Source organism: Pseudomonas sp. MPB23 (genome assembly GCF_046605395.1).
GTDB lineage: Bacteria > Pseudomonadota > Gammaproteobacteria > Pseudomonadales > Pseudomonadaceae > Aquipseudomonas.
In genome coordinates this window covers 5,516,564-5,531,799 of sequence record NZ_CP176771.1, presented here as the reverse complement: position 1 = coordinate 5,531,799, position 15,236 = coordinate 5,516,564, and the positions used below count along the sequence as shown (strand labels likewise).

Below are 15,236 nucleotides of genomic sequence, written 5' to 3'. Positions count from 1 at the left end.
CTTTTCAATGCCTGTACGCCACACCTCTGCCATAACCCCTGTAGGAGCTGGCTTGCCAGCGAAAAACGCCCAGCCACCACGGCCATCCTGAATGCCCACGTCATTGTTGATGACCATCGCTTGCAGGCCGGCTCCACGAATTGCTACCCCGAACGTGATGCACCGCAGTGCACAGTCGGGTAATGTGGCCGCCGCGAAAGGCTTTCAGTCGTGCAATACGTCTGGCGACAGGCGAAGAGGGTGTTTTGATGGCGGGCAGGTTGATCTATCTCATCGGGCCATCCGGTTCGGGCAAGGACAGCTTGTTGGATGCCGCGCGCCCATGCTTGGCCGAGCGCGGTTGCCGCATTGTGCGCCGGGTGATCACGCGTTCGGCGGAGGCGGTGGGCGAGGCGGCCCATGGTGTGAGTCCGGAACAGTTTGCCGCGATGGACGCCAATGGGGCGTTTGCCTTGAGCTGGCACGCCAATGGGTTGTCCTATGGCATTCCCCAGGAGATCGACGACTGGCTGGCGGCCGGAGATAACGTGTTGGTCAACGGCTCGCGGGCGCATCTGGCGCAAACCCGTGAGCGCTATCCCACCTTGCTGGTGTTGCTGCTGACGGTCGATCAAGCGGTGCTGCGCCAACGCCTGGTCGCGCGAGGGCGTGAGTCGCTGACGGACATCGAGGCGCGCCTGGCGCGCAATGCGCGGTTTACGGCGGAGCTGATCGCCGCCCATGGCGCGGGGTTGTTCGTGCTGGATAACTCCGGCCCGTTGGCGCACACGGTCGAGCGGTTGCTGTGCTGCCTGGATTCGTCAGCGGTTTAACAACTGCTCCACATACGCCACAAAGGCCCGGGCCTTGGCGCTTGCCATGCGGCCGGTGGGGAACACTGCCCATAAGTCCCTTGCAGGCAAATGCCAGTCGTCCAGTACGGTCTTGACCTCGCCGCTGGCCAGTTCCGGCGCGAACATCCAAGTGGACGACAGGGTCAGCCCCAAATGACTCAGCACCGCGGCGCGCACTCCTTCCGCCGCCGTGACGCGCACGCGACCGTGGGCGACCAGCGGGTATTGCGTGTCCCCTCGGGTGAAGTTCCAGTGCGAGCCTTCGACCCTTGTGTAGATGATGGCCTGGTGGTGCAGCAAATCCTGCGGGGTCGCGGGTTCGCCGGCGCGTGCGAAGTAGGCCGGGGTGCCCAGGATGACGCAGGGCGATTCGCCGATCTTGCGCGCCGTGTGGCCGGAGTCATTGAGGTCACCCATGCGCAGGGCGACGTCGATGCCTTCTTCCACCAGGTTGAGGTTGCGGTCGTCGAGCACCACGTCCACCGTCATGTCGGGGTACTGCTCCAGGAAGGGCGCCAGGTGCGGAATGATGTGCATGCGGGCGAAGGTCACCGCTGCGCTGATCCGCAGGTTGCCTGATAGCCCGGCGCCGGCACCGCGTGCGGCATCGTCGGCGTCGTTGGCCTGTTCGATGGCACGCTTGGCCTTCTCGAAAAACGCCAGGCCCGCTTCGGTGGGCGTCAGGCCCCGTGTGGAACGCATCACCAAGCGTACCGCCAGGCGCGCCTCCAGTTGCGCGACGCTTTTGGAGACCGCCGGCTGGCCGATGCCCAGGCGCTTGGCGGCGGCGGAGAACGAGCCGGTTTCGACGACGTGGACGAAGGTTTCCATGGCAGTGAGGCGATCCATCGACGGTTCCTTGCTGGATTGGGCGCAACGTGAGGTGTTGCGGCCTACAAGCCTAAGGGGAATGGCCGTGGGGTGTCATCCGCTCGAGGGATTTCAACATGAAGCAAAACAACCACCAATCAGGCTGACCGATTCTGTGTTTGAGTTAAAGATAACTCTAGGGTTATTTTAATTCAGGCCGGGCCAAGGAGGCTGAGGTGCAAAGCAGGCTATTGATCAAGGAGTTGCAAGAAGCGGGTTGGGTGCTGGATCGGGTTACGGGCAGCCACCCCATTTTTATCCACCGCTATAGCCCCTACACGATTCCGGTGCCGCATCCCAAGAAGGACCTGCCCCTGGGCACTGTCACAAGCATCAGGACACGCGCCGGACTGTTTCAGTTTTAAGGAGAGCATGCATGCAATACCCAATCTGTATCGAGTGGGGCGACGACTTTACCGCCACCGGCATTCAGATCCCCGACATCCCGGGTGCGGTCACCGCCGGGGACAGTTTTGAAGAGGCCTATAACGCTGCCGTGGAAGTCGCGCACATCCTGCTGCAGGAGATGGCGGCAGAGGGCACGGCGATACCGATGCCGACGTCGGTCGCCAATCACCATGGCAATGAGGCGTACGCGGCAATGGGCTGGGGAATGCTGGAGTTGGACATCTCGCCCTATCTGGGCAAGACCGAGAAGGTCAATGTGACCTTGCCCGGCTATGTCATTCAGCGTATCGACCGTTATGTGCGTGAACACAAGGTCAAAAGCCGCTCGTCATTTCTGGCGGACGCGGCGTTGGAGAAATTGGTGCGCTCCTAGGCGGTTGCGACCGTTGCCTGCCGCGATGCACTCAGGAACCGCAGCAATGCCACCAGCGGGAACGCGCTGCCCACCAGCATCACTCCGAGCCAGCCGCCGTGCTCGTACACGCTGCTGGCAATGGCCGAGCCGAACGCGCCGCCGATGAAGATGCTGGTCATGTACAGCGCATTGAGACGGCTGCGGCTGTTGGCGTCGAGGGCGTAGATGGCGCGTTGGCCGAGCACCATGTTCATCTGTACACAGAAGTCCAGGACCACGCCGGTCACCGCCAGGCCGATCACGCTGTACAGCGGGTGGACAAAGGCCGGCAGGAAGCTCAGCACGGCAAAGAGCATGGCCAGCAGCGAAGCGCGGTGAGTGTGGCCGGCATCCGCCAGGCGTCCGGCGATGGGCGCTGCGATGGCGCCGATGGCACCGACCAGGGCGAAGATCGCGATCTGGGTCTGGCTCAGGCCATGGTTGCGTACCAGCTCCAGTGGGGCGGCGGTCCAGAACAGGCTGAAGGTGGCGAACATGCAACCTTGGTAAAAGGCACGTTGGCGCAGCAGCGGTTGTTCACGCAGCAGGGTGCCCAGGGAGCGCAGCAGTTGGCCGTAGCTGGCGCTGTGGTCAGGCTGGCGCTTGGGGATGGTGAGCATCAGCACGATACTGATGAAAGCCATCAGCGCAGCCGCCGCCATGAACATCGCACGCCAGCCGAAGTGGTCCGCTACCACGCTGGACACCGGCCGTGCCAGCAGAATGCCCAGCAGCAGCCCGCCCATGATGCTGCCCACCACACGGCCTCGCGATTCAGCCGGTGCCAGGTGGGCAGCCAGCGGGATCAGGATCTGCACCGACACCGAACTGAAACCGATCAACAGCGACACCAGCAGAAACAGGTTCGGCTGTTCGGTGACCGCTGCACCCAGCAGGCTGGCGATGGCGACCACGGTGGTGGCGATCATCAGTTTGCGGTTTTCCAGCAGATCGCCCAGAGGCACCAGGAAAAACAGGCCCAGGGCATAACCGATTTGTGTCAGGGACACGATCAGGCTGGCCATGGCGGGAGTGAGGCCGATGTCCGGCGCGATCAGTTCGATGATCGGCTGTGCATAGTAGATGTTGGCGACGATGGCGCCGCAGCAAAACGCAAACAGCATCACCATCCCGCGGGTCATGGTGCTCGTAGCGTGTGAGGTAGCGTTCATGGTGTTCTCATAAAAGCGAAGGAAGATAGCGAGCGAGAATAAAGGCAAGGCCCGGAGGGCAGTAGGCCGCTGGCGGTGATAACACTCATGCCGGGCATTAATGACTGAAACGTTAATTTGCGGGTCGAACGGCAATGATACATTCAGACATAACTGCCGAAACAGGAAATCCCTTGCGATGAAAATCACACTGAACAAGATGCTCCTGGCATCGACCCTGGCCGCCGCGATGGCCGTCGGGCTGGCGAATGCCGCCGAGGCGCCCCGTGTGGGCGTACGGGGCGCGATCACCGCGATGGACGGCGACGCGATGCACGTCAAGGTCAACAGCGGCGAAGACGTGACCGTGCGCCTGACCCCGGCCACCCAGGTGCGCGCCGTGACCCTGGCCAAAATCGACGAGATCAAACCCGGCAGCTACATCGGCTCGGCCGCCATGCCCAACGCCGACGGCACCTTGACCGCCCTGGAAGTGCACGTGTTCCCGCCGGCCATGGCAGGCACGGGCGACGGGCACCGGGCGTTCGACTTGAAAGAAGGCAGCAGCATGACCAATGGCACCGTCGGCGACCTGGTGGTCAGCCACGGGCGCACGTTGACCGTCAAATACAAAGGCGGCGAGCAGAAGATCGTGGTGCCGGAGGATGTGCCGATCGTCAACCTGGAACCGGGTGACCGCAGCTTGCTCAAACCGGGGGTGAAGGTGGTGTTGTTTGCGTCGCAGGGGGCGGATGGGACTGTTACGGCCCAGGCCATTTCCGCCGGCAAGGATGGCGTGACCCCGCCGATGTAACCCGAAAACTGTAGGCGCCGGCTATGAGGCCAGTGGCAACGCCGCCAGCCTCAAGAGTGCATCGCCGTTCAAGCCGGCTACAGGGGGACGATTTACTTATTGGCCGGAGTAGATCTGGTCAAACACCCCACCATCATTGAAATGGGTTTTCTGCACGGTGCGCCAGTCACCGAAGGTCTTCTCCACCGACAGGAAGTCGACTTTCGGGAAGCGGTCGGTGTACTTGGCCAGCACCTTCGGATCACGCGGGCGCAGGTAGTTGTTGGCGGCGATCTCCTGGCCTTCCGGCGACCACAGGTACTTCAGGTAGTCTTCGGCAGCCACGCGGGTGCCTTTTTTATCGACCACTTTGTCGACCACCGACACCGGCGGCTCGGCTTCGGCGGAGACGCTTGGGTAGATCACTTCGAACTGATCACGGCCGAATTCACGGGCGATCATTTCCGCTTCGTTTTCAAAGGTCACCAGCACGTCGCCGATCTGGTTGGTCATGAACGTGGTGGTCGCCGCGCGGCCGCCGGTGTCCAGCACCGGTGCCTGTTTGAACAGCTTGCCGACAAAGGCCTTGGCCTTCTCTTCATCGCCACCGTTTTTCAGCACATAGCCCCAGGCCGACAGGTAGGTGTAGCGGCCGTTGCCCGAGGTTTTCGGGTTGGGGACGATCACCTGCACGCCATCCTTGAGCAAATCCGGCCAGTCTTTCAGGGCTTTCGGGTTGCCTTTGCGCACGATGAAGACGGTGGCCGAGGTGAACGGCGCGCTGTTGTCCGGCAGGCGGGTGACCCAGTTGTCCGGCACCAGTTTGCCGTTGTCGGCCAGGGCGTTGATGTCGGTGGCCATGTTCATGGTGATCACGTCAGCCGGCAGGCCGTCGATCACCGAGCGCGCTTGTTTGCTGGAGCCGCCGAAGGACATCTGCAAGGTCAGCTTGTCGTTCGGGTGCTCGGCTTCCCAGTGCTTCTGGAAAGCGGCGTTGTAGTCCTTGTAGAAATCGCGCATTACGTCGTAGGAGACGTTGAGCAGAGTGACCGGAGCCGCCTGGACGGCGCTCGCCAGGGCAAGGCCGGCGGCCAGAAGAGAGGCGCTTACGAGTTTTTTCACTGCTCATTCCTTATTGTTCGGGAGAAGAGGGGGGAGGCATTTTGCCAGCGACTATAGCCGGCCCTGCATAGACGTTTAAAGATTAAAACGTACTTTGCTTATTCCAGTTTCTTAAACAACGCATTGCCACAGCGCGAGCAGAACGCCGCATCGGGTTCATGGGTGCTCTTCTTGCACACCGGGCAGTCGGTTTGCAGTTGCTCACCGCGCATGGCACTGGCCAGTTCGGCGGTAAAAATCCCGGTGGGCACGGCGATGATCGAATAACCGGTGATCATCACCAGCGACGAAATCACCTGGCCCAACGGCGTCTTGGGCACGATATCGCCGAAACCCACGGTGGTCAGGGTCACGATCGCCCAGTAGATGCCCGTTGGGATGCTGGTAAACCCGTGTTCCGGACCTTCGATCACGTACATCAAGGTGCCGAATACCGTCACCAGGGTGCACACGCTGACCAGGAACACCACGATCTTCTGCTTGCTGCCGCGCAACGCCGCCATCAGGTAGTTGGCTTGCTTGAGGTACGGGCTGAGCTTGAGTACGCGGAAAATCCGCAGCATCCGAATGATACGAATGATCAGCAGGTACTGCGCGTCGCTGTAATACAGCGCGAGGATGCCGGGCACGATGGCCAGCAAATCCACCAGCCCGTAAAAGCTGAAGGCATAGCGCAGCGGCTTGGGCGAACAGTACAGGCGCAGGCCGTACTCGATCAGGAAAATCAGCGTGAAGCCCCACTCGATGTAGGCCAGCACATCGGCATAGCCCTGGTGCACCTGATCGATGCTGTCGAGCATCACGACCACCAGGCTGGCGAGGATGATCAGCAGCAGAATGCCGTCAAAGCGCCGCCCGGCGGCAGTGTCGCTTTGAAAAACCATGACGTAGAGGCGCTGGCGCCAGTCGTTGTTGCTGTCCATAAAACCTGCCTGCATCGAATATCGAGCAAGCCTAGGGGGATTCGAAGGGGCTGTCCATGCGGTGTTTCCTGAGTGTTCGACGGCCGGCACGCACCAACCAACAGGCACGAATGAACGGGTCGCCCCCTTCGCGAGCAAGCCCGTTCCTACAGGGAGCGTGGTGGGGTTATTTGTCGCGGATCGAGCAGTTCGCCATATGTTCCAGCCCCTTGATCAGCGCCGAATGGTCCCAGTTGCCGCCCCCGAGCGCGGTGCAGGTGCTGAACACTTGCTGGGTGGCGGCGGTGTTCGGCAGGTTGATCCCCAGCTCCTTGGCGCCGGTAAGGGCCAGGTTCAGGTCTTTCTGGTGCAGGTTGATACGGAAGCCCGGATCGAAGGTGCCCTTGATCATGCGTTCGCCATGCACTTCCAGGATCTTCGACGAGGCAAAGCCGCCCATCAGCGCTTCACGCACCTTGGCCGGGTCGGCGCCGTTTTTCGCGGCGAACAGCAGCGCTTCGGCCACCGCCTGGATGTTCAGGGCGACGATGATCTGGTTGGCGACCTTGGCGGTCTGGCCGTCGCCATTGCCACCGACGAGGGTGATGTTCTTGCCCATGCTCCGCAGCAGCGGCAACGCGCGTTCAAACGTCTGCGGTTCGCCACCGACCATGATGCTCAAGGTGCCGGCCTTGGCACCGACTTCGCCGCCGGACACCGGTGCGTCCAGGTACTGCGCGCCAGTCTGGTTGATCCTGGCGGCAAAGGCCTTGGTGGCGGAGGGGGAGATCGAACTCATGTCGATTACCACGTTGTTCGGCGACAGGCCGGCGGCCACGCCGTCGGCACGGAACAGCACATCCTCGACCTGGGGTGTGTCGGGCACCATGACGATGATGAATTCGGCTTCCTGGGCCACTTGCTGCGGGCTGGCCAGGGCGACTGCGCCGGCATCGATCAGCGCTTGTGGGGCTTTGCCGTGGTGTTCGGACAGGAACAGTTGGTGGCCGGCTTTCTGCAGGTTGGCGGCCATGGGTTGGCCCATGATGCCGGTGCCGATAAATCCGATGTTAGCCATGCTTCAATCCTCTTTTTATTCGGTAGGCAGCGACCTGCCATATGGATCAGGTGTTGTCAGTCAGATGGCGTTATGGGTTTTGAGCCAGCCCAAACCTGCTTCGGTGGTGGTCAGCGGCTTGTACTCACAGCCGACCCAGCCCTGATAACCGATGCGATCCAAATGCTCGAACAGGAAGCGGTAGTTGATCTCACCGGTGCCCGGCTCGTTACGGCCTGGGTTGTCGGCCAACTGGATGTGGTTGATCTCACCCAGGTGCGCGGCCAGCGTACGGGCCAGGTCGCCTTCCATGATTTGCATGTGATAGATGTCGTATTGCAGGAACAGGTTGGCGCTGCCCACCTGCTCGCGAATCGCCAGGGCCTGGGCGGTGTTGTTCAGGTAGAAGCCCGGGATGTCGCGGGTGTTGATCGCTTCCATCACCAGCTTGATGCCCGCCGCTTGCAGCTTGTCGGCGGCGTATTTGAGGTTGGCGACAAAGGTCTTTTCTACGATGGCATCGTCCACGCCCTGTGGCCGGATGCCCGCCAGGCAGTTGACCTGGGTATTGCCCAGCACCTGGGCATAGGCGATGGCCAGGTCGACCCCGGCACGGAACTCCTCGACCCGATCCGGGTGGCACGCCAGCCCGCGTTCGCCCTTGGCCCAGTCGCCGGCCGGCAGGTTGAACAGCGCTTGGGTCAGACCGTGGGCGTCGAGTTGCGCCTTGATCTCGGCGCAGTTGAATTCATACGGGAACAGGTACTCCACACCGGTGAAGCCGGCATCGGCAGCGGCCTTGAAGCGAGCGAGGAAATTCTGCTCGGTAAACAGCATGGACAGGTTGGCGGCAAAGCGCGGCATAGGGTTCTCCTTAATCGAGCAGGGAAATGGCGGTCGGCGCATCGTTGCCGACCAGGGCCAGGTCTTCGAATTCGTTGACGGCGTTGATCTCGGTGCCCATGGAAATATTGGTCACGCGCTCCAGAATAATCTCAACGATCACCGGCACCTTGAACTCTTCGAGCATTTCCCGGGCGCGGCGCAGCGCCGGCTGGATCTGGCCCGGCTCGAACACGCGCAGGGCCTTGCATCCCAGGCCTTCGGCGACGGCGACGTGATCCACACCATAACTGTTGAGTTCCGGAGCATTGAGGTTGTCGAACGACAACTGCACGCAGTAGTCCATTTCAAATCCGCGCTGGGCCTGGCGGATCAGTCCCAGGTAGGCGTTGTTCACCACCACGTGGATATACGCCAGCTTGAACTGCGCACCCACGGCCAGCTCTTCGATCATGAACTGGAAGTCATAGTCGCCCGACAGCGCCACCACTTTGCGGCTCGGGTCGGCCTTGACCACGCCGAGCGCCGCGGGAATGGTCCAGCCCAGCGGGCCGGCCTGGCCGCAGTTGATCCAGTGCCGTGGCTTGTACACATGCAGGAACTGCGCGCCGGCAATCTGCGACAGGCCGATGGTGCTGACGTAGCAAGTGTCTTTGCCGAACACCTGGTTCATCTCTTCGTACACCCGTTGCGGCTTGATCGGCACGTTGTCGAAGTGGGTCTTGCGCTGCAGGGTGGCCTTGCGTTGCTGGCAGTCTTGGAGCCAGGCACTGCGGTCCTTGAGCTTGCCGGCGGCTTTCCATTCGCGGGCCACTTCAATGAACATCGTCAGCGCGGAACCGGCGTCGGAAACGATCCCGAGGTCCGGGGTGAACACGCGGCCAATCTGTGTCGGTTCGATGTCGACGTGAATGAATTTACGCCATTCGGTGTACACCTCCACTGACCCGGTATGACGGTTGGCCCAGCGGTTACCGATGCCCAGTACCACGTCCGACTTCAGCAGCGTGGCGTTGCCATAACGGTGGGACGTTTGCAGGCCGACCATGCCCACCATCAGCGGATGGTCGTCGGGGAGGGTGCCCCAGCCCATCAGAGTCGGAATTACCGGGATGCCGGTCAGCTCGGCGAACTCCACCAGCAGGTCGCTGGCGTCGGCGTTGATGACGCCGCCCCCGCTGACCAACAGCGGGCGCTCGGCCTGGTCCAGCAGGGCCAGGGCTTTCTCGACCTGGATGCGCGTGGCCAGTGGCTTGGCCAACGGCAGCGGCTGATAGGCGTCAATGTCGAACTCGATCTCGGCCATCTGCACGTCGAACGGCAGGTCGATCAGCACCGGGCCTGGGCGGCCGGAGCGCATTTCGTAGAAGGCTTTCTGGAACGCGTAGGGCACCTGGCCCGGTTCGAGCACGGTGGTCGCCCACTTGGTCACCGGCTTGACGATGCTGGTGATGTCCACGGCCTGGAAGTCTTCCTTGTGCATGCGGGCACGTGGGGCCTGGCCGGTGATGCATAAGATCGGGATCGAGTCGGCCGAGGCGCTGTACAAGCCTGTGACCATGTCAGTGCCCGCCGGGCCCGAGGTGCCGATACACACGCCGATATTGCCGGCCTTGGTGCGGGTGTAACCCTCGGCCATGTGCGAGGCACCTTCAACGTGGCGAGCAAGGACGTGATCGATGCCGCCCACCTTCTGCAAGGCCGAATACAGCGGGTTGATCGCGGCGCCTGGGATACCGAAGGCGGTGTCCACGCCTTCACGGCGCATCACCAGGACGGCGGCTTCGATTGCTCTCATTTTGCTCATAATATTGGTGCCTCTTGCGTTTTGTAATTGTATACAAGTGGTGTTTTGTCGAAGTGTATTCACGGCGGGCGGCGCAGGTCAATCCATTTTATTTATGGGGCTTTACGTTTGTCGGAAGGCATTTTTTCGACATATGGAGAGCTTTGGTGGGAATACTGTATACAAAATTAATATTAATTGTGTTCTATTTGTTCGATAGGGTATCCGGTCGAACAGGCCTCCACTGCTATCCCAATAACAAAAGAAGGACGGCACCATGAACGCTTTAACCTTGAATATCGCCACCCAACTGGCTAGTCAGGCCATCACCGCAGGGCGCAGCCTTTCTGCGGCGCCGCTGACCATCGCGGTGCTCGACAGCGGGGGGCACTTGATCACTTTGCAACGAGAAGACGGCGCCAGCCTGCTGCGCCCGCAAATCGCTATCGGCAAAGCCTGGGGCGCAATCGCCCTGGGCAAAGGCTCGCGCTTGCTGGCACTGGACGCGCAGCAGCGTCCGGCGTTTATCGCGGCGTTGAACAGTTTGGGGCAGGGCAGCGTGGTGCCGGCGCCAGGTGGGGTGTTGATTCGGGATCAACAGGGCGTGGTGCTGGGGGCGGTCGGGATCAGCGGAGATATGTCAGATGTCGATGAGCAGTGTGCGATCACAGCGATCGAGGGGGTAGGGTTGTGGGCGGACGCAGGGGTGAGTGCTTGATGTTGCAGTGACTGCCAGGGCCTCATCGGGAGCAAGCCCCCTCCACAGGTGATTGGGTTTACACATTTCTATCTGTGAATACAGTCAAGTGTGGGGGCTTGCTCCCGATGGACACAGGCACTGGGGGCGCTCAGTCGGGTTCGCAGCCTTTGAGCACCAACCGAATGATCGTCTGCGCCGCCGCTTCATAGTCGGCTTCATCCAGCTTGGCCTTGCCGGTCACCGCTGAGATCTGCCAATCGAAATCCGCATAGGTCTGGGTCGCTGCCCAGATGCTGAACATCAGGTGATGGGGATCAATGGCGGCGATCAAGCCGCGATCCACCCAGCTCTGGATGCAGTCGATGTTGTGCTTGGCCTGGGCATTGAGCTGATCGACCTGATCGACGCTCAGGTGCGGGGCGCCGTGCATGATTTCGCTGGCGAACACCTTGGAGGCGAAGGGCAGGTCGCGGGAGATACGGATTTTCGAGCGGATGTAGTTGCTCAGCACCACCGACGGTTCGCCCTCGGGGTTGAACGGCGTAGAGGCGGCCAGAATCGGCTCGATAATGCTCTCGAGCACCTCGCGGTAGAGGTTGTCCTTGGACTTGAAGTAGTAGTAGACGTTGGGCTTGGGCAGCCCGGCCTTGGCGGCGATGTCGCTGGTTTTGGTCGCGGCGAAGCCCTTGTCGGCAAACTCCTCGCTCGCCGCCCGCAGGATCTTTTCTTTATTGCGCTCGCGAATGGTGCTCATAAACCAGGAGATTCCTTGCCATGACAGGCGGTTGCGCATGGTAGCACCGGCCATCCGCGAGCCTCAACAATGTGCCCGAGAAGCCCAGGCGCCATCTCGCGCTCACGGATGTCTGATTCATGGCAGGAAGCAACGGGTTGGTGTTGATCGATGCATCCTCTCGGCGCAAATCATCGCCATCACCCTCGGCACCGGCGCCACGCGCAAGGGCTGCTGCGCTGAAGGGGGGCCGAGCGTGAACTACAGCGCGCTGTAGCCTTGTTCGCTGAATGCCTTGAGCAACTGCGCTTCCGATCCGGCTGAAACGCTACCGAATGAGCCGAAGCCCTGTACATGCTGATCGTTTTGCTGGGTCGGGGCCTGGCGCGTCAGGGCTTCGCGCCCGTCAATGTACTTTGCGACTTCTGCCAGGTTGTACGCTGCATTTGCGCGTGATTCGGGGTTTCGGTTGGCCGCACTCCAATCGCCGGTCTGATCCTTGAGCTTATTGAGGAAGTTGCTCGCGAAAGGCCCGTCCTGCTTGAGGATATCCTTCAGGATCGGCATGTCTTTGAAGATCTGTTCTGCGCTGCGGTTATCGCCGGCCGGTCGACCGTGTGCGCCCCTGGGGGCTGCAGCGTCGGGTGTGGTGGGCGTTTGCGGTTGAGCTGTCGCAGTTGTGCTAGCGACGGGGATGATCGGCGGGTGGGATACGGTGAGTGCCATGTTGAAAGTCCATGCCAAAGTTGCAGTTAAGTTACGGGCGTCATCCTGTTGGAATCAGGCTTGTTCACCCGTATGCCTGGACTTTACGTGGCATGTTTGTATGAATAGGTTCCGCATGCCGGTGTTGAATTCGCCGGAGCCGGAATGAAAAAGGGCCATTCAATCGAATGGCCTTTTTGTCAGCGTTTACTCGGCGATCTGTAACTTGCGCGATTCCGTATAGATGTAGCGCACCTTTTCATACTCGAACGGCGAGTTCAACTGGCCATAGCGGAAGCTGGTCTGGTAGCGCTTGTCGACGACGCGCAGGGCCCAAATCTCCGGGTGGTTGGAGCTGACTTCGGCGACGTTGAGGAAGTTGATCTCGTTTTCAGCGCTGTAATCGACGATCAAGCCGCCGGTGTCACGCAGGTTCGACGGGCCGAGAATCGGCAGCACCAGGTAGGCGCCGGCGGGCACACCGTAGAAGCCCAGGGTCTGGCCGAAGTCTTCGGTCTGGCGCGGCAGGCCCATGGCGGTCGCCGGGTCCCACAGGCCGGCGACGCCGATCGTGGTGTTGAGCAGCAAGCGTCCGGTGGTTTCCAGGGAGCGGTGACCCTTGAGCTGCAGCAGGCTGTTCAACAGGTTGGGCACGTCGCCCAGGTTGTTGAAGAAGTTGCTCACGCCGGTGCGCAGGAAGCTTGGCGTGACGTAGCGGTAACCGTCGACCACCGGCAGGAACACCCATTGGTCGAAGCGGTAGTTGAAGTGGTACACGCGACGGTTCCACGACTCCAGCGGGTCATAGACGTTGAGCGCGGTCAGCGACGAACGCTCGAACTCCCGCTGGTCCAGGCCGGGGTTGAACTTGAGCTTGGTCAGCGGTTCCTTGAAACCGTCGGCGCCGACCACGGTAGGCGCGTGGGCCTTGCTGTTGTCGGCATTGGCCATGCCTGCGCACATCAGGGCGGCAAGCAGCAGAAGATATTTAGCCACGGAAGAACTCCAGCATGGCGTCGGCGTTGACGCGGTAATTGAGGTTGCCGCAGTGGCCGCCCAGGGGATAGACGGTCAAGCGATCGCCGAAGGTTTTACGCAGGAAACCGAGGTCGCCAGGGCCGAGGATCACGTCGTCGGCGTTGTGCATGACCGCGATTTTCGGGCTGGCATGCAGGTAGTCCTTGAGGGCGTACAGGCTGACCTGGTCGACCAGTTGCAGCAGGCTGCCGCCGTCGGAACGGGCGCGCCACATCGGGATCACTTGTTCGGTGAGGTAGCAATCGAAATCGCATTGCAGCGCACGCTTGAGGAATGGCGTGAGGCTGGTGCCTTCGGTGATCGGGTATTTGGGCGGGATGATCAGGCCGCGACGGTTGATCAGGTCCGAAGTGAACGCGATGTCGGCCGACGAGAAACGGAACGAGGTGCCGATCAGCATGGCCATCTGTTCGTTGGTCAGGTGCTGCTTGGAGTTCTGGAAGTCGTAGAGCAGGGCGTCATTGAGGTCGATGTAGCCCTTTTGCTGGAAGTAGCGGGTCAGCTTGTTCAACACCAGTTCATAAAAGGTGGTGGTGTTGTTGATGCCCTTGACCTCGGTCTGCACCAGTTTGTCGAGGTTGGTGATCGAGGTGTAGAGGTTGACCGGTGGATTGAGCAGCAACACTTTCTTGAAGTTGAAGCTGCGGCGGGTCTCGTCCAGCTTGCTGACGAACGCCGCATCCAGGGCGCCGAGGCTGTAGCCGGTGAGGTAGAAGTCAGTCACCGGCAGCGAGGCATTCTGGGCGCGCACGGCCTGCATCACGCGGTACATGTCTTCAGCGTCTTCCTGGCTGATGCCTGGGGTGGCGAAGCGCGAAGCCGAGGCGATGAAGTCGAAGCTGGTGGGCGACGACAGTTGCACCACGTGGTAGCCGGCCTGGTAGTACAGTTTTTTCAGGTATTCGTTGATGCTGCTGTCAAATCGCGCACCAGTGCCGGCGATCAGGAAAATCAGCGGCGCGGCGCGATCCTGCTTGGCGATGCGGTACGTGAGTTTCTTCACTGCCCAGAAGTTGTCCGGCAGACTGAATTCGCGCTCGGGGCGCATGTTCAAGGTGTAGTCGGACTGGTTGATCTGGTCGTCGGTCGGCAGTGTGGGCCGAAGGTCGGGCGGGGTGGTGGCGATGGTCGCTTCGAACGGGTTCGTCAAAGGGAAGCCATAGCTGGCTTGGTCGATATCGACGGCCAGTGCTGACGCACTCAAAAAAACGCTGCCCAGCAAGGCAGCACAGCGCAAGGAACGGAGCATGACTTAATCCCTAAGAGGAAACGTGCTTGATGAAGTTCGCAGGCTATGACCACCGCGTTGCCACCGAAGTGCCAGCTCTCGGCACGAAAAGTCGGAAAATAACGTCGGAATCGGGGCAATAGTAGCCAGACGATACACTTTGCCACGTATTGGTGAACACTAATTGTGTGTATGCACCTTGCTTCCGGCCACCGGCGCATTAAGCTGAGCGCCGTTTTTGCCTATCGGAGTGCCCCATGTCCCGCCCCTTGCCGTTAATCCTGCTGCTTATTGCCCTGCCGTTATGGCTGGCTGCCAGCTATGGCGCGCGTTATGGCTTTATGGAAGATGGCCAATGGGTCGGCATCTGTGCTGATGAGGCCAGCCGCTGGGAATGCCAGGTACGTTCGAACCTGGGCTTGATGATTCACTTCAAGGTGTTGGGCTGGGCGGCCTTGATCACCGCCGTGTTGGGGTTCGTTGTGCCGGGGCGCGCGGGATGGGGTCTGGCGGTGTTGGGGCTGGTGTTCGGGTTGCCGGCGTTAGCGTTGTACAACACCACGTTTGCGGTATTTGCGGTGGTGATTGCGGCGTTGCGGTTGGTCAGGAAGCCAAGGGCGTCTTAAATGACCCTTTTCCCCTGTAGGTGCGAGCTTGCCATGGCGAGCAAGCC

The 15,236-nt window shown here is 61.0% G+C and carries 17 protein-coding genes; 6 read left to right on the top strand and 11 right to left on the bottom strand.

Annotation, left to right across the window (positions count from 1 at the left end):
• The first annotated feature begins 248 nt into the window (after window positions 1–248).
• Window positions 249–812 (top strand): phosphonate metabolism protein/1,5-bisphosphokinase (PRPP-forming) PhnN, encoded by a 564-nt coding sequence (phnN, locus tag ACLH0J_RS24975; protein WP_411389500.1) that lies wholly within the window; start codon window positions 249–251, stop codon window positions 810–812.
• Here the strand turns inward: phnN and ACLH0J_RS24970 are convergent.
• Window positions 801–1,682, bottom strand: a complete 882-nt coding sequence (locus ACLH0J_RS24970) for a LysR family transcriptional regulator (RefSeq protein ID WP_411389499.1) — start codon at window positions 1,680–1,682, stop codon at window positions 801–803. The two genes, phnN and ACLH0J_RS24970, sit on opposite strands and share 12 nt — an antisense overlap.
• Window positions 1,683–1,879: 197 nt before the next feature.
• Between ACLH0J_RS24970 and ACLH0J_RS24965 the strand changes: the two genes are divergently transcribed.
• Together ACLH0J_RS24965 and ACLH0J_RS24960 are read left to right on the top strand one after the other, a co-directional pair.
• On the top strand, window positions 1,880–2,068 hold the full coding sequence (locus tag ACLH0J_RS24965) for a type II toxin-antitoxin system HicA family toxin (RefSeq protein ID WP_411389498.1): 189 nt from the start codon (window positions 1,880–1,882) through the stop codon (window positions 2,066–2,068).
• An 11-nt stretch (window positions 2,069–2,079) separates the two neighbouring features.
• Window positions 2,080–2,484 (top strand): type II toxin-antitoxin system HicB family antitoxin, encoded by a 405-nt coding sequence (locus ACLH0J_RS24960; protein WP_010565015.1) that lies wholly within the window; start codon window positions 2,080–2,082, stop codon window positions 2,482–2,484.
• Here the strand turns inward: ACLH0J_RS24960 and ACLH0J_RS24955 are convergent.
• Window positions 2,481–3,677, bottom strand: a complete 1,197-nt coding sequence (locus ACLH0J_RS24955) for an MFS transporter (protein WP_411389497.1) — start codon at window positions 3,675–3,677, stop codon at window positions 2,481–2,483. The genes ACLH0J_RS24960 and ACLH0J_RS24955 overlap by 4 nt on opposite strands.
• Before the next feature lie 178 nt (window positions 3,678–3,855).
• Here ACLH0J_RS24955 and ACLH0J_RS24950 point away from each other — a divergent pair, with 178 nt between their 5' ends.
• Window positions 3,856–4,470: a DUF5666 domain-containing protein gene (locus tag ACLH0J_RS24950; RefSeq protein ID WP_411389496.1), complete on the top strand. Its 615-nt coding sequence runs from the start codon at window positions 3,856–3,858 to the stop codon at window positions 4,468–4,470.
• Window positions 4,471–4,566: 96 nt separating this feature from the next.
• On the opposite strand, the gene ACLH0J_RS24945 is transcribed toward ACLH0J_RS24950, so the two are convergent.
• From ACLH0J_RS24945 to gcl, 5 genes are all read right to left on the bottom strand, one after another.
• Window positions 4,567–5,571: a sulfate ABC transporter substrate-binding protein gene (locus tag ACLH0J_RS24945; protein ID WP_411389495.1), complete on the bottom strand. Its 1,005-nt coding sequence runs from the start codon at window positions 5,569–5,571 to the stop codon at window positions 4,567–4,569.
• A 98-nt stretch (window positions 5,572–5,669) separates the two neighbouring features.
• Window positions 5,670–6,494, bottom strand: a complete 825-nt coding sequence (locus ACLH0J_RS24940) for an ion transporter (protein ID WP_411389494.1) — start codon at window positions 6,492–6,494, stop codon at window positions 5,670–5,672.
• Between the two features lie 166 nt (window positions 6,495–6,660).
• Window positions 6,661–7,551, bottom strand: a complete 891-nt coding sequence (locus tag ACLH0J_RS24935) for a 2-hydroxy-3-oxopropionate reductase (RefSeq protein ID WP_411389493.1) — start codon at window positions 7,549–7,551, stop codon at window positions 6,661–6,663.
• A 60-nt stretch (window positions 7,552–7,611) separates the two neighbouring features.
• The gene (gene hyi / locus ACLH0J_RS24930) at window positions 7,612–8,394 is read right to left on the bottom strand and encodes a hydroxypyruvate isomerase (protein ID WP_411389492.1); all 783 of its coding nucleotides are present in this window, start codon (window positions 8,392–8,394) and stop codon (window positions 7,612–7,614) included.
• Window positions 8,395–8,404: 10 nt separating this feature from the next.
• A complete protein-coding gene (gene gcl / locus ACLH0J_RS24925; RefSeq protein ID WP_411389491.1) occupies window positions 8,405–10,180 on the bottom strand; it encodes a glyoxylate carboligase in 1,776 nt (591 codons plus the stop codon).
• 256 nt (window positions 10,181–10,436) lie between these two features.
• On the opposite strand from gcl, the gene ACLH0J_RS24920 reads away from it, so the two are divergent.
• Complete coding sequence (locus ACLH0J_RS24920; protein ID WP_411389490.1) at window positions 10,437–10,877, top strand: GlcG/HbpS family heme-binding protein; 441 nt, start codon at window positions 10,437–10,439, stop codon at window positions 10,875–10,877.
• Window positions 10,878–11,007: 130 nt separating this feature from the next.
• On the opposite strand, the gene ACLH0J_RS24915 is transcribed toward ACLH0J_RS24920, so the two are convergent.
• The 4 genes from ACLH0J_RS24915 to ACLH0J_RS24900 all read right to left on the bottom strand — a co-directional run bounded on the left by ACLH0J_RS24915 (window position 11,008) and on the right by ACLH0J_RS24900 (window position 14,584).
• Window positions 11,008–11,613, bottom strand: a complete 606-nt coding sequence (locus ACLH0J_RS24915) for a TetR/AcrR family transcriptional regulator (protein WP_411389489.1) — start codon at window positions 11,611–11,613, stop codon at window positions 11,008–11,010.
• Between the two features lie 240 nt (window positions 11,614–11,853).
• A complete protein-coding gene (locus ACLH0J_RS24910) occupies window positions 11,854–12,318 on the bottom strand; it encodes a hypothetical protein (RefSeq protein WP_411389488.1) in 465 nt (154 codons plus the stop codon).
• 186 nt (window positions 12,319–12,504) lie between these two features.
• The gene (locus tag ACLH0J_RS24905) at window positions 12,505–13,293 is read right to left on the bottom strand and encodes a VacJ family lipoprotein (protein ID WP_411389487.1); all 789 of its coding nucleotides are present in this window, start codon (window positions 13,291–13,293) and stop codon (window positions 12,505–12,507) included.
• Window positions 13,286–14,584, bottom strand: coding sequence for a serine/threonine protein kinase (locus tag ACLH0J_RS24900; protein ID WP_411389486.1), 1,299 nt, complete (start codon window positions 14,582–14,584; stop codon window positions 13,286–13,288). The genes ACLH0J_RS24905 and ACLH0J_RS24900 overlap by 8 nt, the downstream gene beginning before the upstream one ends.
• A gap of 236 nt (window positions 14,585–14,820) precedes the next feature.
• Here ACLH0J_RS24900 and ACLH0J_RS24895 point away from each other — a divergent pair, with 236 nt between their 5' ends.
• On the top strand, window positions 14,821–15,189 hold the full coding sequence (locus ACLH0J_RS24895; RefSeq protein WP_411389485.1) for a hypothetical protein: 369 nt from the start codon (window positions 14,821–14,823) through the stop codon (window positions 15,187–15,189).
• Window positions 15,190–15,236 lie beyond the last annotated feature (47 nt).